Here is a 19735-nt window from a genome sequence, read left to right as displayed (position 1 = left end):
ATGCAAGTGTGAGAACGGGGATGAGCGGCGGACGGTTCCGTGAATTCGGTGCGGCCTCAGTCTACCTCGGGATCGTATTCCCTCGGGCTCTCGTCCTTGGAGAACAGGACACAGGGTCCGCGTGAACCGCGTGGATCATAGGCATATCCCTTGGCGGTCAGCGCCTGCATGATATCGCGAACCCCGGCGAGACCGTAAAGATGGTCATGCAGCTCCACGAATATCCGCTCCACCCCGGTCAGATCGGCCCTGCCGAGCAGATCGCGTTCCGCACCCTCGATATCCATCACGAGCGCGGTGATGCCCCGGCTGGCGATAAATTCATCGATATTGGCGGAAGAAATTTCGATGCGTTTTTCATAGGGGCCCTGATTTTCGTCCATGGACGACATCCAGAGATCCCTGCGGACGTAAAAAGGATAGGAGCTCGGCTCATCGGCGGTGAGAAGCCCCTGCGAAAACACGACATTGCCGCGGCAATTGGCCTTGATCACCCGCTCTGCCAGCGCCGCGGTGGAGGGGTTGGCCTCGAAAGCCCAGACGGAAACATCCTCGATGCCGGCGATGATCGAGGTGATGATCCCGATACCGGAGCCCAGCTCCAGTACGCGATCGCCGGGCTTGATGGCTTTCAGGACGCTGCGGGCCTCTTTCGCCTCATAGCTGCCGTCGGTCAGCGCCTGCCAGATGACCGGCGACACCTCATCGGAAGAGAGGGGAAGGGCAACTCCATGCACGTCCAGTATTTCCATGTCTCAAGCCTTTTCGCAAAACCCGGCCGCTTTGTCGCAATGATCCCATATCGACCGGGAATGCTCTACAGCATCGTTGCGGCAACCGGTATCGGTTTTCGCAAGCAACGCTATGACGTGGTAAAAAATTCAAGATACGGTCGGCGCCAAAACAGGCGCGTCTCAGACGGAACTCCAGGCCACAAGCTCCTTGGCCGGCAACGGTCTGCTGATCAGATATCCCTGAACCTGATCGCAGCCCAGACGCCTGACGCATTCATATTGCTCTTCCGTCTCGATACCTTCCGCAATCGTCGTCATCCGCAGACTGCGGCCGACACCAACCACGAATTCCACGATCGCCAGCGCGTCGCGGTCGCTGGTGATATCGCGCAGGAACGAGCGGTCGATCTTGATCTTGTCGAAGGGCACGCCGCGCAAATTGGCGAGCGATGAGTAACCTGTCCCGAAATCATCCATGGCGATCTGAATGCCGACGGCCTTCAGGCGCGACAGCGTGTTGATCGTCTGGTCGCTCTTGTTGAGCAGGATCGATTCGGTGATTTCAAGCTCGAGCCGGCTCGGTTCCAGCCCGCTTTTCTCAAGCGCGCCCATGACGTTCTGGATGAGGTTGGTACTGTGGAACTGAACCGGCGACAGATTGACCGCCACCTTCATGTCCTCGTCCCAACCCATCGCCTCGCGGCAGGCGGTCTCCATCACCCATTTTCCGAGCGAATGGATGAGACCGGTTCTTTCCGCAACGGGAATAAACACGCTGGGCGGCACATCGCCCCGTACGGGATGTTTCCAGCGCAGCAACGCCTCGAAGCCGCAAAGCTTGCGTGTCTGGGTCGCCACCTGCGGCTGGTAATAGACTTCCATCTCGTCGTTCTGCAACGCGGTCTGCAGATCGGCCTCGAAGGACTTTTTCTCGGTCAGCTGCTTTTGCATGCGGACCTTGAAAACGCTCGCCCGGCCGGGGCCGATGGCTTTCGCCTCATAAAGCGCCAGATCCGCGCGCTTGAACAATTCATCCGCGTCGACGGCGCCGTGCGATATGGCGATGCCGATGCAGGTGCCGATTTTGACCTCCTGCTCGCCCAGCTGGTAGGTGCGGCTGATCTGGTCGATGAGCTTGGTGGCAAGACGGCGGGCGGCATCCTCGTTCAGATCGTCGGAGACGACGGCAAATTCGTCGCCGCCCAGACGGCAGACCATGTCATAATCGCCGCCGATGCCCGAGAGACGCTGCGCCACGGCCTGAAGCAGCGCATCGCCGGCATCGTGGCCGAGCGTGTCGTTGACGTCCTTGAACCCGTCGAGATCAAGCAGGAGGATGGCTGTCGTTCCCGTCCCGCCGAAGGATCGGCGCAACCTTTCGATCAGTTCCTGCCGGAACAGTGCGCGGTTCGGCAGTCCCGTCAGCGCGTCGTGATAGGCGTCGTGTTCGAGCCGAACATTTTTAGCCTGCAATTCCAGCGTCGCGGCGCGCAGATCGTCCGTCAGGCCGCGCATGCTTTTCTGCGCGCGGTTCAGGAGATCATTCTGGCGAAGCAGCAATATGACAAGCGCGATACCGCACAGGATCAGGCCGCCCGCCAGCGCGGTATAGACGATATGCAGCTTGCGCACATCCTCATGGGCCGTATCGATCAGATTGACGTCATAAGCGACGGAAGACGAGGCAAGCGTCGTCATCGGCGCGTCGAGCGCGCTCATCGTCGCCAGCAGATCCGGAACCTCGGCCGGATCGAGGGTGTTCACCCGCTGCTCGAGACGGGCCAGAACGGCATCGAGGCGGGTTACGAGATCCCGCCACTGCTGTTTTTCATTGATGAAGGCCCCGAGATTGCCCTGCTTCAAAAGCTCGAGGCGGCTCAGCATGATGTCCAGACGCAGTTGCAGCTCATCCCGGTCGATCTTGCCGGGATTGAGCGCGAACACGGCCAGCTTGTTCTGGAGGCGCAGATATTCGGCTACGGTCTGGCTGACGGCCCAGGAATCATTGTAGCGGGCGAATTTCTGCAGAGCGGTCTGCCGCTCGGCAATGACGAAAGCGATATAGCCCGTTGCCAGGACGAAGCAACAGATGATCACCGCCACAAGTTTTCGCAAACGGCACCTTTATTCCACTATCAGTTTGGCAACTTGCCATGCGGACCGCGAATAATAGGTCTGCTTCTGCAGCTCCGGATCGCTGTCATAGGGATAGATGACGAACAACGGGCCCTTTTCGCGAACTGTCATGTAATTGCCATCCAGCTTGATCGCCAGGATAACGTTAAATTTCTTAAAATCTTCAATCGGTATCGTGCTGACATAATCGTTGAGAGCGACTGCCGTGACGCTGGTGCCCTTTGCGCCGACGACATCCATCAATTTTGCCAGCGAAACACCATCGAAACGGACACGGCCATCATGCCAGGGCGTCGTCGTCTCCACCGTCACCATGCCGAGCGCTTCCAGCATGTCACGATCAAATACGGCGGCACCCTCGCCATTCGTATTGGCGATGTTTCCGGATATGGTTAATATCGGTTTTCCTTGCGGTTTGGCAATTTCGCCGGCTTCGGCACAGGAAAGCCACGCGAGCGACAAGAACGCACTGAGAAGTACCCGGGCGAAACTCATACTTTTTCTCCATCGATAACGTTCAGGTCGAGGGTTTTCACCAACCTTTGAAGGTCAAGGGAACCGACGCTAGCAATATATATCAGGAATGGATGTTATATCCTTAGTGAGATTTTATCCGTATTTTCTCTAGGTTTTGAGTAAACCCTTTGGATAAGTTTTCCGTCTTATTGTATTTTTTCAGGCCACGCGTCCCATTATGACACAGGCGGCAAGCTGCGGAGACCCCTCCCGATAACTCGTCAGGTCCGACAAAGGCCGAATTGTGGCGAGAGCCTTTCCGTCGTCGCGCAGCTGCATCTGATTCGCCTGAGGCAGCCGGATAAGCGACGCCCCGTCCGCGTGCCGGATTGAAATGACGAATGGCAAATTCCACGTCACGGAAAAATCATGGCGATTGCCGGAGCACACGGTTGAAACGTACCGCCCGGACCTTAATATAAAGGCTGTCGTTTCCGTTTCCGACAATTCCAGAAGCCCCCGTCGGAAATATCCAGACACATGTTCCGCGCAGCGAAAGCCGCGATGCCGGATATCGTCCGGCCAGGAAAATTCTGTTCACGTCTCAGGGCCGGACGGCATTTCGCCGAATTGGCCGCATCATGAAGGTAGCCCCTATGCACACCTATCCCGACATCAAACTTCTCATTGATGGCGAATGGCGAGACGCCGTTTCCGGCAAGACGATCGCCGTGTCCGATCCGGCAACCGACGAGATCATCGGCGCGATTGCGCATGCCGAGAAGGAAGACCTCGATCTGGCGCTTGCCGCCGCCGAGCGCGGTTTCAGGGTGTGGCGCGACACCTCGCCTTTCGAGCGCTCGAAGATCATGCGCAGGGCGGCCGATCTCCTGCGCGAGCGCAAGGACAAGATCGCCTACATCATGACCCGCGAACAGGGCAAGCCGCTGGCGCAATCCGGTACTGAAATCATGGGCGCCGCCGATACCATCGACTGGTTCGCCGAAGAAGCCCGCCGCACCTATGGGCAGGTCATTCCGGCGCGCGCAACCGGCGTTTCGCAGCTTGCCATCAAGCTGCCGGTCGGCCCCGTCGCGGCGTTTACGCCGTGGAACTTCCCGATCAACCAGATCGTCCGCAAGCTTTCCGCAGCGCTTGCCACCGGCTGCTCCATCATCGTCAAGGCCCCGGAAGAAACTCCGGCGTCACCGGCTGAATTGATCCGCGCTTTCGTGGATGCCGGCGTACCGGCGGGCGTCATTGGCCTCGTTTACGGCGTTCCATCCGAGATTTCGGAATATTTGATCCCGCATCCGGTCATCCGCAAGATCTCCTTCACCGGCTCTACTCCCATTGGCAAACATCTGGCCGCGCTTGCCGGCAAACACATGAAGCGCGCCACGATGGAGCTTGGCGGCCATGCGCCGGTGATGATCTTTGACGACGCCGATATCGACAAGGCAATCGAAGTCACCTCGCTTGCCAAGTTCCGCAATGCCGGCCAGGTCTGTGTCGCCCCCACCCGCTTCCTCGTGCAGGACGGCGTTGCCGACCGTTTCCTTGAAGGTTTCGTGGAAGCGACGAAGGCCATCAAGGTCGGCAACGGGCTGGAAGACGGCGTCATCATGGGGCCGCTCGCCAATGAGCGCCGCATTCCGGCGCTGGAAGGCCTCATCAACGACGCCGTTTCCCATGGTGCAGAATTGAAGACCGGCGGCCGCCGCATCGGCAACAAGGGCAATTTCTTCGAGCCGACGGTTCTCGCCAATGTGCCGACCACCGCCAAAATCATGAATGACGAACCCTTCGGCCCGGTCGCCATCATCAATCGCTTCTCGAGCTTCGATGACGCCATCACCGAGGCGAACCGCCTGCCCTTCGGCCTTGCATCCTATGCCTTCACCGGCTCGGTCAAGACCGCGCATGCACTCGGCCAGCAGGTGGAGGCCGGCATGCTGACCATCAACCACAACGGCCTTGCGCTTCCGGAAGTCCCCTTCGGCGGCATCAAGGATTCCGGTTATGGCACGGAAGGCGGCTCGGAAGCGGTTCAGGCCTATCTGGAGACCAAATTCGTCAGCCAGATGAGCTGACGCTTTTTTGGCGAACCCGGAGCATCTGCACCTTCGTCACCCCGGCCTCGAGCCGGGGTCCTGCCAGCACAAGTCCCTGGGCTGAAAAGACTTTATTCGCCGCGCAGACGCGCGTCGGCTGGATGCCGGATCTAGTCCGGCATGACGGAAGAGAGGCCTTATTGATCTGAGAACAGGCAAAATCAGCCACAGCGTTTTTTCGCTGCTTCGGTCCTGCTTGCTTTCGTCTGCATCATTCCCTAAAAGAACAAAAAGTGAACTTTAAGGGGCGATATGAGCGACGCGGCGGCACCGGCACTGAAGGAAATCTTTAACCGCGAGAAACTGCGGCATATCGCCGATGAGACGAAGGCCGTTCATCCGCCATTTGACGTTTCCGCCTTCATGGCGCTCGCCACCGAAAACCTCGAAGCGCTGGGCATCATGCAGCGCATGCGACAGGTGGCGACGAGCCTGCATGCGACACTTCCCGGCGACTATGCCCGCAATATCGAAATCCTGACCGCCGCAGCGCCGGGCATCGGCAACGGTTTCGCCTCCATTTCGCTGCCGGAATATGTGGCGCTCTACGGCCTCGATGATTTCGATCTTTCCATGGAAGCGCTGCATTATTTCACCCGCTTCGGCTCCTCGGAATTCGCCATCCGGCATTTCCTGCAAAAGGATATGGCCCGCACCCTTGCCGTGATGGAAACATGGTCACGGCACGCGAATGAACATGTGCGGCGGCTGGCAAGCGAAGGCTGCCGGCCCCGCCTGCCATGGTCGTTCCAGCTCAAACCCCTGATCGACGATCCCTCGCCCGTCACCGCAATCCTCGACACGATGAAAGCCGACGAGGCGCTTTATGTGCGCAAATCCGTCGCCAATCATCTGAACGACATCACCAAGGACAATCCGGCTTTCGTGCTGGCGCTGATCGATACATGGCCAAAGGACAATCCGCATACACGCTGGATCACGCGGCAGGCCCTGCGCACATTGATCAAGAAGGGCGATGCGGCGGCGCTTGCCCATCTCGGCGCACATGAGGAAGCGGAAATTTCCCTTACGGCATTTCAGGTTACGCCGGACAAGGTTGCGCTCGGCAATCCGGTGCGGATTGCAACCTCTTTCACCTCGACGGCGAAACGGCCGCAGAAACTGGTGATCGACTACGCCGTGCACTACGTGAAGAAGAGCGGCGACGCCTCCGCAAAAGTCTTCAAGTGGAAAGAGATCGAACTTCAGCCCGGCGAGACATGTGCGCTGTCGATCAGCCGCGCCATACGTGATTTCACGACCCGCAAACACTATCCCGGCATCCACAGGGTCGACCTGACAATCAACGGCAAGCTTGTGGCAGAAAGCGCGTTCGAGCTTCTGGGCTGATAGCGCCTCACGCCGCCGGGAAAATCTTCGCCCGGCGGATGATGACGGAACCGCGGTCTCCGGCGGCGACATCGTTTTCCGGCGGCACGTCGAATTCCAGAAGGTCGCCGCCATCGGTGCTGGCAATCACCCGGCGCTCGCCCGCACGGTCGAGAACCCGCGCCACAGAAGCCGGAATGCCCTCATGCAGATCTTCCCACTCCAGATCGCCGGGGCGGGCATAGATGTCCACCGCGCCATCGCCTTGAGCATAGGAAAAAGGCAGCTCGTTATCGCCGACATAGACCTTGCCGCCGCGCGCCACGCCGGACACCCGGTTGGCATCGCCCAGAAAGCGCATGACGAAGGCGCTGTTCGGCTGGCGGCAGACCTCCTTCGGCGTGCCCTGCTGTACGATCTCGCCCTGATTGAGAATAACCACACGGTCAGCAAGATCGAGCGCCTCTTCCTGGTCATGCGTCACGAAAATCGTGGTGATGCCGAGCGAATCGTGAATCTCGCGCAGCCAGCGGCGCAGGTCGCGGCGCACATTGGCGTCCAGCGCCCCAAAGGGCTCATCGAGCAGAAGCACCTTAGGATCGACCGAAAGCGCACGCGCCAGCGCCACGCGCTGCCGCTGGCCGCCGGAAATCTGCGCCGGGAAACGGTCGCCCAGGCCATCGAGCTTCACCAGCCGCAGAAGCTCTTCGACGCGGGCATCGATTGCCGCCTTGTCCCGCTTCACCTTCGAGACCTTCATGCCGAAAGCGATGTTTTGATGCAGGGTCATATGCGGAAAGAGCGCGTAGTGCTGGAATACGAAACCGACGCCCCGGTCCCGCACCGGAATATTGGTGGCGTCCTCGTCGCCGAAAAAGATCCGGCCGCCATCGCTATATTCGAGGCCGGCGACCATGCGCAAAATCGTGGTCTTGCCGGAACCTGAGGGGCCGAGCAACGCCAGAAGTTCGCCGCTTTCGATATCCAGCGAAACATCGCGCACGGCGCGGAAGGTATCGAAGGTCTTCACCACATTTTCGAGGCGGATTTTCATGGGAATCAGGTCTCCGTGGCGATGGCGGCATCGCCGTTGGTCTTCTTGGCCCCGCGCCCGGCGCCGCGTCGTTCCAGCGCCACCTTGGCGATGATGGTGACGACGGCGAGGGTGGCGAGGATCGAGGCCGAGGCAAAAGCGCCGGCCGCCTGGTAGTCGTGGTAAAGCAGTTCGATATGCAGCGGCAGCGTATTGGTCTGGCCGCGAATATTGCCCGATACGACCGATACCGCGCCGAATTCACCCATCACGCGGGCGTTGCACAGCACGACGCCATAAAGCAGCGCCCATTTGATATTCGGCAAGGTGACAGAAAAGAAGGTGCGCCAGCCGGAGGCGCCAAGCGAGGTCGCCGCCTCTTCCAGATCGCGGCCCTGCGCCTGCATCAGCGGGATAAGTTCCCGCGCCACGAAAGGTGCCGTGACGAACATCGAGGCGATGACGATGCCGGGCAGCGCAAAAAGTATCTTGATGTCATGTGCATCGAGGAACGGGCCGAAAAGCCCCTGCAGCCCGTAAACGAAGAGATAGGCGACACCGGCGACGATCGGCGAGATGGAAAAGGGTATCTCGATCAGCACCAGCAGGAAGCGTCGACCGGGGAAATCGAACTTGGTGATCGCCCATGCGGCCGCAACACCGAAGGCCGTATTGACCGGCACGGCGATCAGCGCCGTCAGCACCGTCAGCATGATGGCGTGGCGGGTATCGGGATGGGTGATGGTGGCCGTATAGGCCTTCCAGCCCTGCGAAAACGCCTCGACGCCGATGATGATAAGCGGCGCCAGGACCAACAGGGCGCCTATGACCAGCACAAAAGAAATCAGGCTGCGGCGAACGAGAGGCGAGTCGCCGACGCGCGGCGGTTTGCGATGTGAAGAAACGGCGCTCATCTCTCAGCCCCTCACCGTATAACGAAGCGCACGCGCCTGCAGATAATTGGTCACCGCCAGCATCACGAAGGCGGTGATGAGCAGCACGGAGGCGATGGCGGCGGCGGCCTGATAATCATATTCCTCCAGCCGGATGAAGATCAGCAGCGCCGTGATTTCCGTCGAAAACGGCTGGTTACCGGCGATGAAGATGATCGCCCCGAATTCGCCGAGGCTGCGGGCGAAGGACAGCGACAGACCGGCGAGCAACGATGGCGTCAACAGCGGCAGGATGATCTTGCGGAAAATTTCGAGATCGGAACCGCCGAGCGATTGTGCCGCTTCCTCAAGTGCCGGATCGAGGTCTTCCAGCACCGGCTGCACCGTGCGCACGATGAAGGGCAGGCTGGTAAAGGCCATCGCCACCATGATGCCAAGCGGCGTATAGGCCACCTTGATGCCGAATTGCGAAAGCACCGAGCCGAACCAGCCATTACCTGCGAACAATGTCGTCAGTGCAATGCCGGCAACGGCGGTCGGAAGCGCAAAAGGCAGATCGACGATGGCGTCGACGATGCGCCAGCCGGGAAAGCGGTAACGCGTCAGCACCCAGGCGAGCGCCAGCCCGAAGATGACGTTGAACAGCGTGGCGGCGAGCGCGCAGAGCACGGTAACACGATAACTGGCCACGGCGCGCGGCGAGGAGATGATCGACCAATATTCGGCAGGGCCGAGGCTTGCCGCCTTGAACACCAGCGCCGAGAGCGGCAGAAGCACGATGATGGCAACGTAAGTCAGGGTAACGCCAAGGGACAATTTCAGCCCCGGCAGAACATTCCGCTTCAAACCCCGCCCCCCATTCATCAAAAAGCGACCCGGCGGTTTCCCGCCGGGTCTTTTACCTGTTGCGTATCGCTGTGATTAACGGCTGCCGTAAAGCGTATCAAGCGTCGCGCCGGATGCAAAATGCTCTTTCTGGATTTTGTCCCAGCCGCCGAAGACATCATCGACGTTGACGAGGCGAATGGCCGGGAACTTGTCCTTGAATTCGCCGACGACCTTTTCATTGTGGACGCGGTGGCCGAATTCGGCGGCGATGCGCTGGCCTTCCTCGGTATAGAGGAAGTCGAGATAGCTCTTCGCCAGATCGCGCGATCCGCGCTTGTCGACCACCTTGTCCACCACGGCCACCGGGAATTCGGCCAGCAGGCTGACGGAGGGCACGACGCCTTCCACCTTGTCTGCGCCATATTGCTTGGCGATGCCGCGCGTCTCGGCTTCGAAGGTGATCAGCACGTCGCCGATTTCACGCTCAACGAAGGTGGTGGTGGCGGCGCGGCCTCCCGTGTCGAACACCGGCGTATTGTCGAAGATTTTCTTGACGAATGCCTGAACCTTCGCGTCGTCGCCGTTGAACTTCTCCTTGGCGTAAGCCGTGGCGGCGAGATAGGTGTAACGGGCGTTACCCGAGGTCTTCGGATTGGGGAAGACGATCTTCACATCGTCGCGGGCAAGATCGTCCCAGTCCTTGATACCCTTGGGATTGCCGGCACGCACGAGGAATGACGGGAAGGAATAGAAGGGCGATGCGTCGTTCGCAAAATCCTTCTTCCAGTCGGCGGAAACGAAGCCCTGCTTCACCAGAAAATCGACATCGGTGACCTGATTGAAGGTGACGACATCGGCTTCCAGACCCTCGACGATGGCGCGCGCCTGCTTGGAGGTGCCGGCATGCGACTGGTCGACGGTGATGCCCGGATGCAGCTTGATGAACGCCTCGTTCTCGGCCGCGAAAACTTCGCGGGCGACATCGTAGGATGCGTTGAGAATGGTGGTCGGAGACTGCGCCTGCGCCGCACCTGCAAAAAGAGCGGCAATGGCAGTACCGATAATGAGAAGACGTTTCATGAATACCCCCGGCAATTCGAATGGTGCTCAACATAGCGGGCGGCGGCAACGCCCGCGAGAAACAGCCATGCTTTCCGGGCGCGCGGATTGGAAATTTCACCCAAAGAATATCGACTCCAAAGGCGATGATTTCATATACGGCAAGAAGCCGGATTTCTTTTGCGCCGACCTAAAGACGATGATCGGGAAACAGATTGCCGGAGTGCGCGGCAAAATAAGGCGCAAGGTCCTCCTCCCTCACCTCCTCCAGCCGTGCCGGTTGCCAGCGGGGATTGCGATCCTTGTCGACCAGCGCAGCACGCACGCCTTCGTAAAAATCATGCTGGCGCAATATTTCCGTACCGGCGGCAAATTCCCGCTCCAGGCATTCGATGAGGCTCGCGCTTTCCCGGCCGAGACGCAGCAGCTTCAGGGTCAGTTTCAGACTGGTGGGGGAGCGTTTTTGCAGGACCTCAAGGGTCTCGCGCGAAAACGCATCCTGGCGCGCCGAAAGTGCGGCGACAATCTCCTCGACCGTGTCGAAACGGAATGTCGCGTCGATGATCTCCCGATTTATGGATAAAACGCCTTCACCAGCCTCGACTGCGTGCGCCGCAATTGCCGTCTCGATGCTGTCCGTATCCGCCGCTTGCGACAGATCTTGGACCAACCCGTCGAGACGGTCCGAAGGAACAAGATAATCGGCAAAACCGGCATAGATGGCATCGGCAGCGGTAACGACATTGCCCGTTAACCCAAGCCAGGTGCCGCATTCGCCCGGCGCCCGTGGCAAAAGCCAGGAGCCGCCGACATCCGGGAAGTAACCGATGCCGGTTTCCGGCATGGCGAGTTTTGTGCGTTCCGTGACGATGCGGTGGCTGCCATGGGCTGAAATGCCGACACCGCCGCCCATGACGATGCCGTCCATCAGCGCAATGTAGGGTTTGCCGAAGCGGGCGATGCGATAATTGAGCGGAAATTCTTCCCGCCAGAAATCAAGCACCTGCGGATCGCCCGCCTTGCCGAGGTCGTGAATGATGCGGACATCGCCCCCGGCGCAAAGCCCCCTGTCGCCTTCCCCTGTAAGGACCACACAGGAAATATCGGCATCCTCTTCGAAACGCTGGAGCGCCTGAAACAGGTCGCGCACCATCGGCAAGGTCAGGCTGTTGATGGCCTTCGGGCGGTTGAGGCGGATGATGCCTGCCCCTCCCCGTTTTTCGACGATGACCTGCTCATCCGCTTCCGTTCTCTGTTCCAAGACCGCCTCCTCCGCTGCCCATTCATCCGACCATCTTGGCGGGCCGGGCGCGATCACGCAACGTTGATCTTGTTCCGCGGGAACGTCTTTCGCTCAAACCGCTTTAACGGGCAGAAAATGCCGGAAATCCGTTTTCGCAATGCAGCATGTTTGCTTGACGCCCGGAAAATCATGGCATGTAATGGGTTCTGGAAATGCCGGCATTGATTCCTGTCGAGCGTGTGCCGGACCAAAGCGGAATGTCGCCTTCTCATAGGCGCTGTAAACAGCAACGGGAGACGAGCATGCAGGTTTCGGAACACGAATGGATCAGTAAACGGGCATATACACTCTGGGAAAAGGAAGGCCACCCCCATGGGCGCGACGCGCACCATTGGGAACAGGCCAAGCATGAATTTTCGCTGCTGAAGACATCGGAAGCGACGAAACCCGCAACGCGCAAGAAGGCCGCTCCCAAGGCCGCCGCTGTGGAAGCCGCACCGGATGCGCAAGCCCCGGCAAAACCCAAGGCCCGTGCCCGCAAGGCTGCCGCCGCGAAATAACGGCTCGTAAAGCTCAACTGAAGCCATAAAAGAAAAAGCCCGACAATCATGCCGGGCTTTGTCTGTTTAGCGCGGGTCACAACCCGGATCGCCGATCCGGCAGCCATCGCGGAAATTTTCCCCGGCAGGCGCACGGCGCGTGTCATCCCACTGGCGACGCTCTGGGCGACGCTGGCCTTCATCCTGGTTCTGCTGGCCATTGCGGTCGCGGTTTTCATCTTCCCAGCGGCGGCGGTCGTCGTCGCGACGCGGCCTGTCCTGATTTCTATCACCCTGGTTCCAGTCGCCGTAGCGACGTTCCCAGCGTCCGTCATTCGGGCCACCCTGACGGGGATCACGCCACTCGTCGCGGCGACCATCACGCCAGTCGTCCCGGCGTCCGTCACGCCACTCGTCACGCGGACGCGGACGATCCCATCCGGCGCTCGGAGGCGGGGCGTTCCAGTACCCGCCGGACGGCGGCGGACGGCGCCAGCGGTCGCGCTCGCGGTAGAAGTCGCGGTCACGATAATAGCGGTCCCAATAACGGCCGACTTCGAAGGTGATCACCGGCACGCCGAGATCGCGGTAGTAACGCGGTTCCACATAAACCCGGTTCTGCCGGTAGGTCGTGGCGATATAACGCCCGGCCACCCAGCCGCGGCCGCCCACGAAGGAAACATCGCACCACGGCGTATCAGAAAGGCAACCGTGCACGGTGAGCGGCGCACCATTCGGAATGACCACGACGGCCGGATAAGCCGTGCTCGGGCCGGAGCGCATATTCACATTCGCGGTGGCGAAACCCCGCGTCGCAGCTTCGGCAAGTGCCGGCGCGGCGAGCATGGCCACCAGCGCAATTGCGCCAAATAGTTTTTTCTTCACTTCTTTCTCCTCAAGCAAAGGCCCGCTTTGCCCTTGTCGGCATCCACCCTGTTCGATGGACCAGTATGCGTTCCACATACTGCCACGACCGGAAAATACGCGGTTCTGCATGAACGCAGCATGAAACAAATGAGGCATCCAATCAGTTCCACCTGCGGCAATCAGCGCCCGATAAATCGCCGCCGGAGTGGACCGCCGGTCTTGACTTCGGGGGGCAATCATCCGACTTCAATGCAACAGCAATATGGAGCAGAACCATGAGCGAAACCGCACAGACGACCGTCGACCAGAGCGAAGTGGATCGCTTCTCCGCGATGGCTGCGGAGTGGTGGAGCCCGACCGGCAAGTTCCGCCCGCTGCACAAGTTCAATCCGGTGCGGCTCGAATATATCCGCAACCGCATCTGCGATAATTTCGGCCGCGACCCGAAGGCGCACCGCCCGCTGGAAGGGCTGCGCATACTGGATATCGGCTGCGGTGGTGGCCTTCTCTCCGAACCCGTTGCACGCATGGGCGCGGATGTGGTGGGCGCCGATCCCTCGGAAAAGAATATCGGCATCGCCTCCACCCATGCCCGCGAAAGCGGGGTCAGCGTCGATTACCGCGCCGTGACTGCCGAGCAGTTGCAGGAAGCCGGCGAAACCTTCGACGTCATCCTCAACATGGAGGTGGTCGAGCATGTGGCCAATGTCGATCTCTTCGTCACCACCTGCGCGAAAATGGTGCGCCCCGGCGGCCTGATGTTCGCCGCCACCATCAACCGCACGCTCAAAGCCCGGGCACTGGCGATCTTTGCCGCCGAAAATGTGCTGCGCTGGCTGCCGCGCGGCACCCACCAGTATGAAAAGCTCGTTCGCCCGGAAGAGCTCGAGCGGCCGCTGGTGGCGAGCGGCATGGATATCGTCCACCGCACCGGCGTCTTCTACAACGTGCTGCAGGATCGCTGGAATCTTTCGCCGGATATGGATGTCAACTACATGATGCTGGCGAAGCGGCCGGCGCAGGGGTAATCCCGGACGCTATTTGAGTGAGGTCGTCCTAAAGAAGTTCAGTTGACGTCGTCAGGCAGCACCGGCAGCGGCGCGATCTCGATACCTTCGTCCAGGAGGGCCTTGGCGTCCTGCGCCGAGGCATTGCCGATGATGCCGCGCTCATCCGCTTCGCCATAGTGGATCTTGCGGGCTTCTTCGGGAAATTTATCGCCGACATCTTCCGCATTGGCGCGGATATTGGCAACGGCCTCGCGGATTTTTGCAAGCGCCTCTTTTCGGGCAGTATCCATGGCCAGCGTCTGGCGTTCGTCTTTCTTGCGGGCGGTGGAAACCGAAGGCGCCATCAAAAGCTTGGAGACCTGCACGGAATTGCAGACAGGACAGGACAGGAAACCGCGCTGCAACTGATCGTCGAAATCGTCGCTGCCGGCAAACCAGCCTTCGAACTCATGGCCCTTTTCACAGGCCAGCGCATAACGGATCACGCCGCTTCACCTCCGGCAGGTTTCAGGGGAATAACCGTATCCAGACCGAACTCGCGGGCATTGCGGAGATTGGGAATTTTTCCGCGCGCGGCAGCCACCAGCGAGGTATCGATCTCGGCGAAGATGATCTCTTCGCCAGCGCCGCCGGCAACGGCCAGAACCTTGCCCCATGGGTCGATGATGATGGAATGGCCGAAGGTCTCCCGCCCGTCCTCATGCACGCCGGCCTGCGCGGCGGCGATGACGAAAGCGCCGTTTTCGATGGCGCGGGCACGCAGCAGGATTTCCCAATGCGCCTCCCCCGTCTGTCGGGTGAAAGCCGCCGGAACAGTCAGAACCTCCGCACCTGCCAGCGCTTCCGCGCGGAACAGCTGCGGGAAACGGACGTCATAGCAGATTGCGAAGCCGAATTTCCCCAGCGGAAGTTCGGCGATACGCGCCACTTCGCCGGGTTGATAGGCAGCGCTTTCACGCCAGCTTTCACCGTTGTCGAGATCGACATCGAACATATGGATCTTGTCATAGCTGCAGATGCGCGAACCATCCGGCGCGAAGAGAAAACCGCGATTGGCGATCTTGCCATCCGGGCGGGCAATGGCCGTGGAGCCGACATGGACATGAATGCCGAGTTCGCGGGCAAGACGGGCCGCCGTCGCAACGATGATATCGCCATCGTCATCACGCAGTTGCGCACGCAGCGCCTGCCGGTCCTTCTGGATTGCGCCCGTCATTTCCGGGGTCTGCACATAAACGGCGCCCTCGGCCGCAGCCGCACGCACCAGCCGTTCCATATCGGCGGCGTTTCTTGCCGGATCGACGCCGGAGCGCATCTGAATGGCGGCAGCCTTGAAAACCATCACATCCTCCATACCCGCAAGGTCGCGGCCGATCAGGCGGCCAGCAGCGCGTCCAGTTTACCGGCGCGCTCCAGCGCGTGCAGATCGTCGCAACCGCCCACGTGCTGGCCGTTGATGAAGATTTGCGGGAACGTCGTTCCGCCGGATTTCTCGATCATTTCCTGCCGGTATTCCGGCGTCGTCGTGGCGTTATATTCGGCATAATCCACGCCCTTGCTGTCCAGCAGCGCCTTGGCGCGCGCGCAATAACCACAAAAATCCCGCGTATAGATCGTCACCGGTGCCATGTTTTCAAAGCCCTCGCAAACGTGCGGTAAAACGCACGATAAAGTCATGTCATTCAGGTTTCATATAGGCCCGGAAATGGCCATTGCAAAGGTCAAAACCGTCACATCCGCGGCACCGGCCCTGCGCAGGGCGCGGCTTGCCGCACCCACCGTCGCACCAGTGGTATAGACGTCGTCCACCAGCACCACGCGCCTGCCATGAACATCTGTTTCCCGGCCGGGTGCGAGCGCGAAAGCGCCGCGCACATTATCCCGCCGGGCGAGTGCGGAAAGCCCCACCTGCCGCTCTGTCGGCTTCACGCGCAGCAGCGTGCCGGCAAGCAAGGGCTTGCCGGAGGCCCTGGCCAGATGCCGCGCCAGCTCGGCGGATTGATTGAAGCGGCGGCGCAGGAAGCGGTTGCGATGCAATGGAACGGGCACGATGCAATCGCAGGCATCCACCGTTCCGTCGCTTGCCCTCAGCATCCACAGCGCCATCAGGCGGGCGAGATCGGTCCGGTCCTGATATTTCAGCCGGTGCACCAGCTTGCGGGCGGTTCCCTCATGGCTTGCAACGGCGCGCAGCCGGTCAAAAGGCGGCGGTTCGGCAATCGCCTGCGCGCTGACGAAACCATCTCCGTGGTCCCGCGCGAAGGGAATGCCCAGAACCTCGCAAAAAGGGCGATCGATAAAGGCCACATCCCGCCAGCAATCCGCGCATAAGGCGCCCTCGCCGCCGGTCATGCGGGTGCAGCCCGCGCAGGTTGGCGGGTAGACCATACGAAAGACCGCACGCCACATGTCTCCCGCCGCTGCCGGCACGGCCGCAGACTTCGACAGCAAACCCGAAAACAGACTTTCACCAGCACCCATGAGGTTGACTTTACCGCCGAACGGGTGCCTTTGCGAGAGCGATAGTTCCTTCCCGACACCGGGAAAACGGTGCCCAAAACGGCATGAGACCAACGATACGGCCCGCCGATCCCAAAGGCGTTTGAGGCCGAGCAGGCAAGATGATGGATATTCTCTTTGACCAGGCCCTGATCGAACAAAACCGTCGCCGGGCGTGGAACCGGCGCGACGACAAGGCCCTGTTTCTTCTCGATATGGCGGCCGAAGAGCTGGCCGACAGGCTTGCCATCGTCGAGCGCCAGTTCGAGACCGCAATCGAACTTCACGGCGGCACCGGCGTCACCGCCCGGCGGCTGGCGGAGACCGGCAAGGTGGATACCATTCGCCGTATCGAAACCGAGAGCTGTTTTGCGACGGATGCGAATATTCCCGACGCCGCTTCCATGGAACATCTGCCGCTCGAGGAGGCCTCCGCCAACCTCATCGTTTCACCGCTTGCCCTGCATCTGACCAATGATACGCCCGGCGCGCTGATCCAGATCCGGCGGGCATTGAAACCGGACGGCCTGTTTCTCGGCGCCATTCCCGGCAGCGGCACCCTGCAGGAACTGCGCGACGTGCTGCTGACCGCCGAGGCGGAACTGACCGGAGGCGCCAGCCCGCGCGTCATTCCCTTCGCCGATGTCCGCGATGTCGGCGCGCTTTTGCAGCGCGCCGGCTTTGCGCTCCCCGTGACCGATGCGGAAAGCTACACCGTGCGTTACGATTCGATTTTCCCGCTGATGCGCGATCTGCGCGCCATGGGCATGGCCAATCCGCTGGCAAGCCGCAGCAGAAAGCCGCTCAACCGCGCCTTTTTCCTGCGCGCGGCGGAGCTTTACGCCGAACGATATTCCGATCCTGACGGGCGGATAAGGGCGACATTTTCCATCATCTATGTATCGGGCTGGGCGCCGCACGAAAGCCAGCACAAACCGCTGAAACCCGGCTCCGCCAAGGTGCGGCTCGCCGATGCCTTAAAGACAACCGAGGTGAAGCTGTCCTGAGCGGTCAGCCGAAAGGCTTCAACTCGCCAATGTGTCTACGATGAACTGAAACACGGCATTGATATTGCTGCTTATGCTGCCTGCGCCAGCGATGAGGGCGGCGGAAATCAGCCCGGCGATCAAGCCGTATTCAACCGCTGTCGCACCGTCTTCGCTTTTGCAAAAATTGATAAAAAAATGCAGCACAGGATATTCCCCATCCGCCATCCGGTGCGTTGCGACAACCGGCATCTGCCCTGTTGAAATCAACTCCATCGTAGGTCGGCGATGTGAGGAATCCGTTACCTTTGATGGTAAACGATCAGCAACCGCTCTCGTTGCTATAACCCCTGACCACGCAGGGCATTTCCGGCATTGGCTGGGTGATGCTGCGACGGATGGAATAGGTCTTGCCCACATCGGTCTTCTTGATGGAGCCCGTGCTGATCATGTCGTAATTATCGGGAAACTGCGCCACCCGCGTGGAGGATTTTCCGGCAAGCATGGGAGTGACGATGAGTGAGAGCGCGATAACCGCCGTGCCGAAAAGCAGCGCCACATTGAGTACGCCGGTGCGACGGGATTTGTGGGAATACAAGTGACGACCTTCCACCGTCTTCCAGAAATCCTCGTTCATGAGCAACCTCGTCTCGCGCAGTTTACCGCTTCTTTAGCTTAACAATCTGCCAGAGGGTGCTGAACGATCTCTTAACACAGCCCCGTTTTGGCACGGCAAAGCGCTGCAAACGGGGCATTTTCACGAAGCTGTGACGGGATAATACGCGAGGACCTCGGGGGCTTCCCGATTTTATAGCAAATCCTGCAGGAAGGGGATGAGCGGCTCATCGGCCGGCGGCATGGGGTAATCGCGCAGTGCCTGCGGCTTCACCCATTTAATCGCCTGCCCTTCCCGGCCGTGTGCAATGCCCTCATAACGGCGGCACACATAAAGCGGCATCAGGAGGTGAAAGGTCTCATAGGTGTGGCTGGCAAATGTCAGCGGTGCGAGGCAAGCGACCTTGGTTTTGATACCCAGCTCCTCGTCCAGTTCACGAACAAGGGTTTCCTCCGGCGTCTCGCCATGCTCCACCTTGCCGCCCGGAAATTCCCACAGGCCCGCAAGCGACTTGCCTTCCGGACGCTGCGCCAGAAGAATGCGGCCATCCTGATCGAGAAGGGCGCAGGCGGCGACCAGCAGGATTTTTTTGCCTGCCTCGCTCATTCGCCGGCTCCCTTGCGCCAGTAACGATAACGATAGGCCTCGGAGAACCCGAATTTTTGATAAAGGGCGATCGCCGGCGCATTGGTGGAAACCACCTGCAGCCAGGCGGTTTTTGCGCCGCTGATTCTTGCCCAGCGCAGTGCCGACGACAAAACCTGCGTGCCGAGGCCCTTTTTACGCTGCGACTTTTCGACATCGAGGGAGATGATGCCGGCAAGGTCATTATCCTGCACGCAGATCACGGTCGCGAGCGGATTGCCTTCCACTTCCTCATTGATAAAGAGGCCGAGCGCCGGCTTGATGGAGCTGACGATTTCCGCAATCGCCGGACGGAGCGCCGGATCGCTATCGCTGACCTTGATGCTCGCCTCGACAAAACGGCCGATATCGTGGCTCGGCAGGCTGACCAGCGTTTCGGGCAGCTCCATGCCGGAGAGATCGGCCGTCATGACCGTGACCTCTTCGAACACGGACCAGCCGTCATTCGAGAGAAATTCTCTCAGCTGCGGCGGCATCAGTGTCGTTTCGCGCACCACCAGCGGTCGGCCGAAATCTTCAAAACGCTTGCGCGCCTTTTCCAGCCGCACCGCGCTGTTTCCGTAATCGGACGGGTCGAGCGGCACCACGCAGTTGATGCGCTTGGAGGGGTGCGAGCCCGTCAGGCGGATTTGCCAGCTACCGTCATAAATCACCGACGAGGCAGGCCATGCCCGGAAGCTGACGGCTTCCAGACGGCGAACCAGCGGCAGATTGACGGCCTTATTGTCCTGCATTCTCTTCGGCTCCA

General features: G+C 60.2%; 22 protein-coding genes. 5 read left to right on the top strand and 17 right to left on the bottom strand.

Annotated elements, in window-relative coordinates:
* Positions 1-56 precede the first annotated feature (56 nt).
* The 3 genes from RAC79_RS08420 to RAC79_RS08410 all read right to left on the bottom strand — a co-directional run bounded on the left by RAC79_RS08420 (position 57) and on the right by RAC79_RS08410 (position 3365).
* Complete coding sequence (locus tag RAC79_RS08420; protein ID WP_003522567.1) at positions 57-752, bottom strand: FkbM family methyltransferase; 696 nt, start codon at positions 750-752, stop codon at positions 57-59.
* Between the two features lie 162 nt (positions 753-914).
* Complete coding sequence (locus RAC79_RS08415) at positions 915-2837, bottom strand: EAL domain-containing protein (protein WP_336509892.1); 1923 nt, start codon at positions 2835-2837, stop codon at positions 915-917.
* A gap of 21 nt (positions 2838-2858) precedes the next feature.
* A complete protein-coding gene (locus tag RAC79_RS08410) occupies positions 2859-3365 on the bottom strand; it encodes a molybdopterin-dependent oxidoreductase (RefSeq protein WP_003522565.1) in 507 nt (168 codons plus the stop codon).
* A 617-nt stretch (positions 3366-3982) separates the two neighbouring features.
* Here RAC79_RS08410 and RAC79_RS08405 point away from each other — a divergent pair.
* Together RAC79_RS08405 and RAC79_RS08400 are read left to right on the top strand one after the other, a co-directional pair.
* A complete protein-coding gene (locus RAC79_RS08405) occupies positions 3983-5419 on the top strand; it encodes an NAD-dependent succinate-semialdehyde dehydrogenase (protein ID WP_065657118.1) in 1437 nt (478 codons plus the stop codon).
* Between the two features lie 273 nt (positions 5420-5692).
* Entirely contained in the window at positions 5693-6790 is a 1098-nt protein-coding gene (locus RAC79_RS08400; RefSeq protein WP_125144874.1) for a DNA alkylation repair protein, read from the top strand.
* A 7-nt stretch (positions 6791-6797) separates the two neighbouring features.
* On the opposite strand, the gene RAC79_RS08395 is transcribed toward RAC79_RS08400, so the two are convergent.
* The 5 genes from RAC79_RS08395 to RAC79_RS08375 all read right to left on the bottom strand — a co-directional run bounded on the left by RAC79_RS08395 (position 6798) and on the right by RAC79_RS08375 (position 11843).
* The gene (locus RAC79_RS08395) at positions 6798-7823 is read right to left on the bottom strand and encodes a sulfate/molybdate ABC transporter ATP-binding protein (RefSeq protein ID WP_003522562.1); all 1026 of its coding nucleotides are present in this window, start codon (positions 7821-7823) and stop codon (positions 6798-6800) included.
* A 5-nt stretch (positions 7824-7828) separates the two neighbouring features.
* Positions 7829-8716 carry a sulfate ABC transporter permease subunit CysW gene (gene cysW / locus RAC79_RS08390; RefSeq protein ID WP_174039969.1) on the bottom strand — a complete coding sequence of 296 codons (888 nt, stop codon included), beginning with the start codon at positions 8714-8716 and terminating at the stop codon, positions 7829-7831.
* A 3-nt stretch (positions 8717-8719) separates the two neighbouring features.
* Positions 8720-9559, bottom strand: coding sequence for a sulfate ABC transporter permease subunit CysT (cysT, locus tag RAC79_RS08385; RefSeq protein WP_174039970.1), 840 nt, complete (start codon positions 9557-9559; stop codon positions 8720-8722).
* Positions 9560-9616: 57 nt separating this feature from the next.
* Positions 9617-10603 carry a thiosulfate ABC transporter substrate-binding protein CysP gene (gene cysP, locus RAC79_RS08380; protein WP_174039971.1) on the bottom strand — a complete coding sequence of 329 codons (987 nt, stop codon included), beginning with the start codon at positions 10601-10603 and terminating at the stop codon, positions 9617-9619.
* A 169-nt stretch (positions 10604-10772) separates the two neighbouring features.
* Positions 10773-11843: an enoyl-CoA hydratase/isomerase family protein gene (locus RAC79_RS08375; protein ID WP_374996966.1), complete on the bottom strand. Its 1071-nt coding sequence runs from the start codon at positions 11841-11843 to the stop codon at positions 10773-10775.
* Positions 11844-12127: 284 nt separating this feature from the next.
* On the opposite strand from RAC79_RS08375, the gene RAC79_RS08370 reads away from it, so the two are divergent.
* Positions 12128-12385, top strand: coding sequence for a DUF2934 domain-containing protein (locus tag RAC79_RS08370; protein ID WP_080857395.1), 258 nt, complete (start codon positions 12128-12130; stop codon positions 12383-12385).
* A 66-nt stretch (positions 12386-12451) separates the two neighbouring features.
* Here RAC79_RS08370 and RAC79_RS08365 read toward each other — a convergent pair whose 3' ends face one another.
* Positions 12452-13249 carry an SH3 domain-containing protein gene (locus RAC79_RS08365; RefSeq protein ID WP_174039973.1) on the bottom strand — a complete coding sequence of 266 codons (798 nt, stop codon included), beginning with the start codon at positions 13247-13249 and terminating at the stop codon, positions 12452-12454.
* Positions 13250-13506: 257 nt separating this feature from the next.
* Between RAC79_RS08365 and ubiG the strand changes: the two genes are divergently transcribed.
* The gene (ubiG, locus tag RAC79_RS08360; protein WP_065657110.1) at positions 13507-14259 is read left to right on the top strand and encodes a bifunctional 2-polyprenyl-6-hydroxyphenol methylase/3-demethylubiquinol 3-O-methyltransferase UbiG; all 753 of its coding nucleotides are present in this window, start codon (positions 13507-13509) and stop codon (positions 14257-14259) included.
* Between the two features lie 38 nt (positions 14260-14297).
* On the opposite strand, the gene RAC79_RS08355 is transcribed toward ubiG, so the two are convergent.
* From RAC79_RS08355 to RAC79_RS08340, 4 genes are read right to left on the bottom strand one after another with little or no spacing between them, the layout of a single operon-like run.
* Positions 14298-14726, bottom strand: coding sequence for a DUF1178 family protein (locus RAC79_RS08355; RefSeq protein WP_003522554.1), 429 nt, complete (start codon positions 14724-14726; stop codon positions 14298-14300).
* Complete coding sequence (locus RAC79_RS08350; protein WP_142844712.1) at positions 14723-15583, bottom strand: carbon-nitrogen hydrolase family protein; 861 nt, start codon at positions 15581-15583, stop codon at positions 14723-14725. Before RAC79_RS08350 ends, RAC79_RS08355 begins: the two co-directional genes overlap by 4 nt.
* Positions 15584-15615: 32 nt before the next feature.
* A complete protein-coding gene (gene grxC / locus RAC79_RS08345; RefSeq protein ID WP_003522552.1) occupies positions 15616-15870 on the bottom strand; it encodes a glutaredoxin 3 in 255 nt (84 codons plus the stop codon).
* Positions 15871-15930: 60 nt separating this feature from the next.
* Positions 15931-16722, bottom strand: coding sequence for a ComF family protein (locus tag RAC79_RS08340; protein ID WP_020809607.1), 792 nt, complete (start codon positions 16720-16722; stop codon positions 15931-15933).
* Positions 16723-16865: 143 nt separating this feature from the next.
* Between RAC79_RS08340 and RAC79_RS08335 the strand changes: the two genes are divergently transcribed.
* The gene (locus RAC79_RS08335) at positions 16866-17747 is read left to right on the top strand and encodes a methyltransferase domain-containing protein (RefSeq protein ID WP_142844714.1); all 882 of its coding nucleotides are present in this window, start codon (positions 16866-16868) and stop codon (positions 17745-17747) included.
* Between the two features lie 18 nt (positions 17748-17765).
* On the opposite strand, the gene RAC79_RS08330 is transcribed toward RAC79_RS08335, so the two are convergent.
* The 4 genes from RAC79_RS08330 to RAC79_RS08315 all read right to left on the bottom strand — a co-directional run bounded on the left by RAC79_RS08330 (position 17766) and on the right by RAC79_RS08315 (position 19721).
* The gene (locus RAC79_RS08330) at positions 17766-17954 is read right to left on the bottom strand and encodes a Flp family type IVb pilin (RefSeq protein WP_065657290.1); all 189 of its coding nucleotides are present in this window, start codon (positions 17952-17954) and stop codon (positions 17766-17768) included.
* A gap of 94 nt (positions 17955-18048) precedes the next feature.
* A complete protein-coding gene (locus RAC79_RS08325) occupies positions 18049-18363 on the bottom strand; it encodes a hypothetical protein (protein WP_065657104.1) in 315 nt (104 codons plus the stop codon).
* A 171-nt stretch (positions 18364-18534) separates the two neighbouring features.
* A complete protein-coding gene (gene mutT, locus RAC79_RS08320) occupies positions 18535-18948 on the bottom strand; it encodes an 8-oxo-dGTP diphosphatase MutT (RefSeq protein ID WP_003522547.1) in 414 nt (137 codons plus the stop codon).
* Entirely contained in the window at positions 18945-19721 is a 777-nt protein-coding gene (locus RAC79_RS08315; protein WP_065657103.1) for an N-acetyltransferase, read from the bottom strand. Before RAC79_RS08315 ends, mutT begins: the two co-directional genes overlap by 4 nt.
* Positions 19722-19735: the final 14 nt, after the last annotated feature.

The sequence above is a fragment of the Agrobacterium sp. LR_9 genome (assembly GCF_041954855.1).
Taxonomy (GTDB): domain Bacteria; phylum Pseudomonadota; class Alphaproteobacteria; order Rhizobiales; family Rhizobiaceae; genus Agrobacterium; species Agrobacterium leguminum.
This window is presented reverse-complemented; position numbering and strand designations above follow the sequence as displayed.

Bases quoted from the DNA above. Each gene is read 5' to 3' on its own strand.
- RAC79_RS08400 (WP_125144874.1), top strand. From the start codon at position 5,693: ATGAGCGACGCGGCGGCACCGGCACTGAAGGAAATCTTTAACCGCGAG.
- RAC79_RS08340 (WP_020809607.1), bottom strand. From the start codon at position 16,722: ATGGGTGCTGGTGAAAGTCTGTTTTCGGGTTTGCTGTCGAAGTCTGCG.
- RAC79_RS08315 (WP_065657103.1), bottom strand. From the start codon at position 19,721: ATGCAGGACAATAAGGCCGTCAATCTGCCGCTGGTTCGCCGTCTGGAA.
- RAC79_RS08405 (WP_065657118.1), top strand. From the start codon at position 3,983: ATGCACACCTATCCCGACATCAAACTTCTCATTGATGGCGAATGGCGA.
- cysT (WP_174039970.1), bottom strand. From the start codon at position 9,559: ATGAATGGGGGGCGGGGTTTGAAGCGGAATGTTCTGCCGGGGCTGAAA.
- RAC79_RS08350 (WP_142844712.1), bottom strand. From the start codon at position 15,583: ATGGTTTTCAAGGCTGCCGCCATTCAGATGCGCTCCGGCGTCGATCCG.
- cysW (WP_174039969.1), bottom strand. From the start codon at position 8,716: ATGAGCGCCGTTTCTTCACATCGCAAACCGCCGCGCGTCGGCGACTCG.
- RAC79_RS08410 (WP_003522565.1), bottom strand. From the start codon at position 3,365: ATGAGTTTCGCCCGGGTACTTCTCAGTGCGTTCTTGTCGCTCGCGTGG.
- mutT (WP_003522547.1), bottom strand. From the start codon at position 18,948: ATGAGCGAGGCAGGCAAAAAAATCCTGCTGGTCGCCGCCTGCGCCCTT.
- RAC79_RS08370 (WP_080857395.1), top strand. From the start codon at position 12,128: ATGCAGGTTTCGGAACACGAATGGATCAGTAAACGGGCATATACACTC.
- RAC79_RS08420 (WP_003522567.1), bottom strand. From the start codon at position 752: ATGGAAATACTGGACGTGCATGGAGTTGCCCTTCCCCTCTCTTCCGAT.
- ubiG (WP_065657110.1), top strand. From the start codon at position 13,507: ATGAGCGAAACCGCACAGACGACCGTCGACCAGAGCGAAGTGGATCGC.
- RAC79_RS08325 (WP_065657104.1), bottom strand. From the start codon at position 18,363: ATGAACGAGGATTTCTGGAAGACGGTGGAAGGTCGTCACTTGTATTCC.
- grxC (WP_003522552.1), bottom strand. From the start codon at position 15,870: ATGGCACCGGTGACGATCTATACGCGGGATTTTTGTGGTTATTGCGCG.
- cysP (WP_174039971.1), bottom strand. From the start codon at position 10,603: ATGAAACGTCTTCTCATTATCGGTACTGCCATTGCCGCTCTTTTTGCA.
- RAC79_RS08395 (WP_003522562.1), bottom strand. From the start codon at position 7,823: ATGAAAATCCGCCTCGAAAATGTGGTGAAGACCTTCGATACCTTCCGC.
- RAC79_RS08335 (WP_142844714.1), top strand. From the start codon at position 16,866: ATGGATATTCTCTTTGACCAGGCCCTGATCGAACAAAACCGTCGCCGG.
- RAC79_RS08330 (WP_065657290.1), bottom strand. From the start codon at position 17,954: ATGGCGGATGGGGAATATCCTGTGCTGCATTTTTTTATCAATTTTTGC.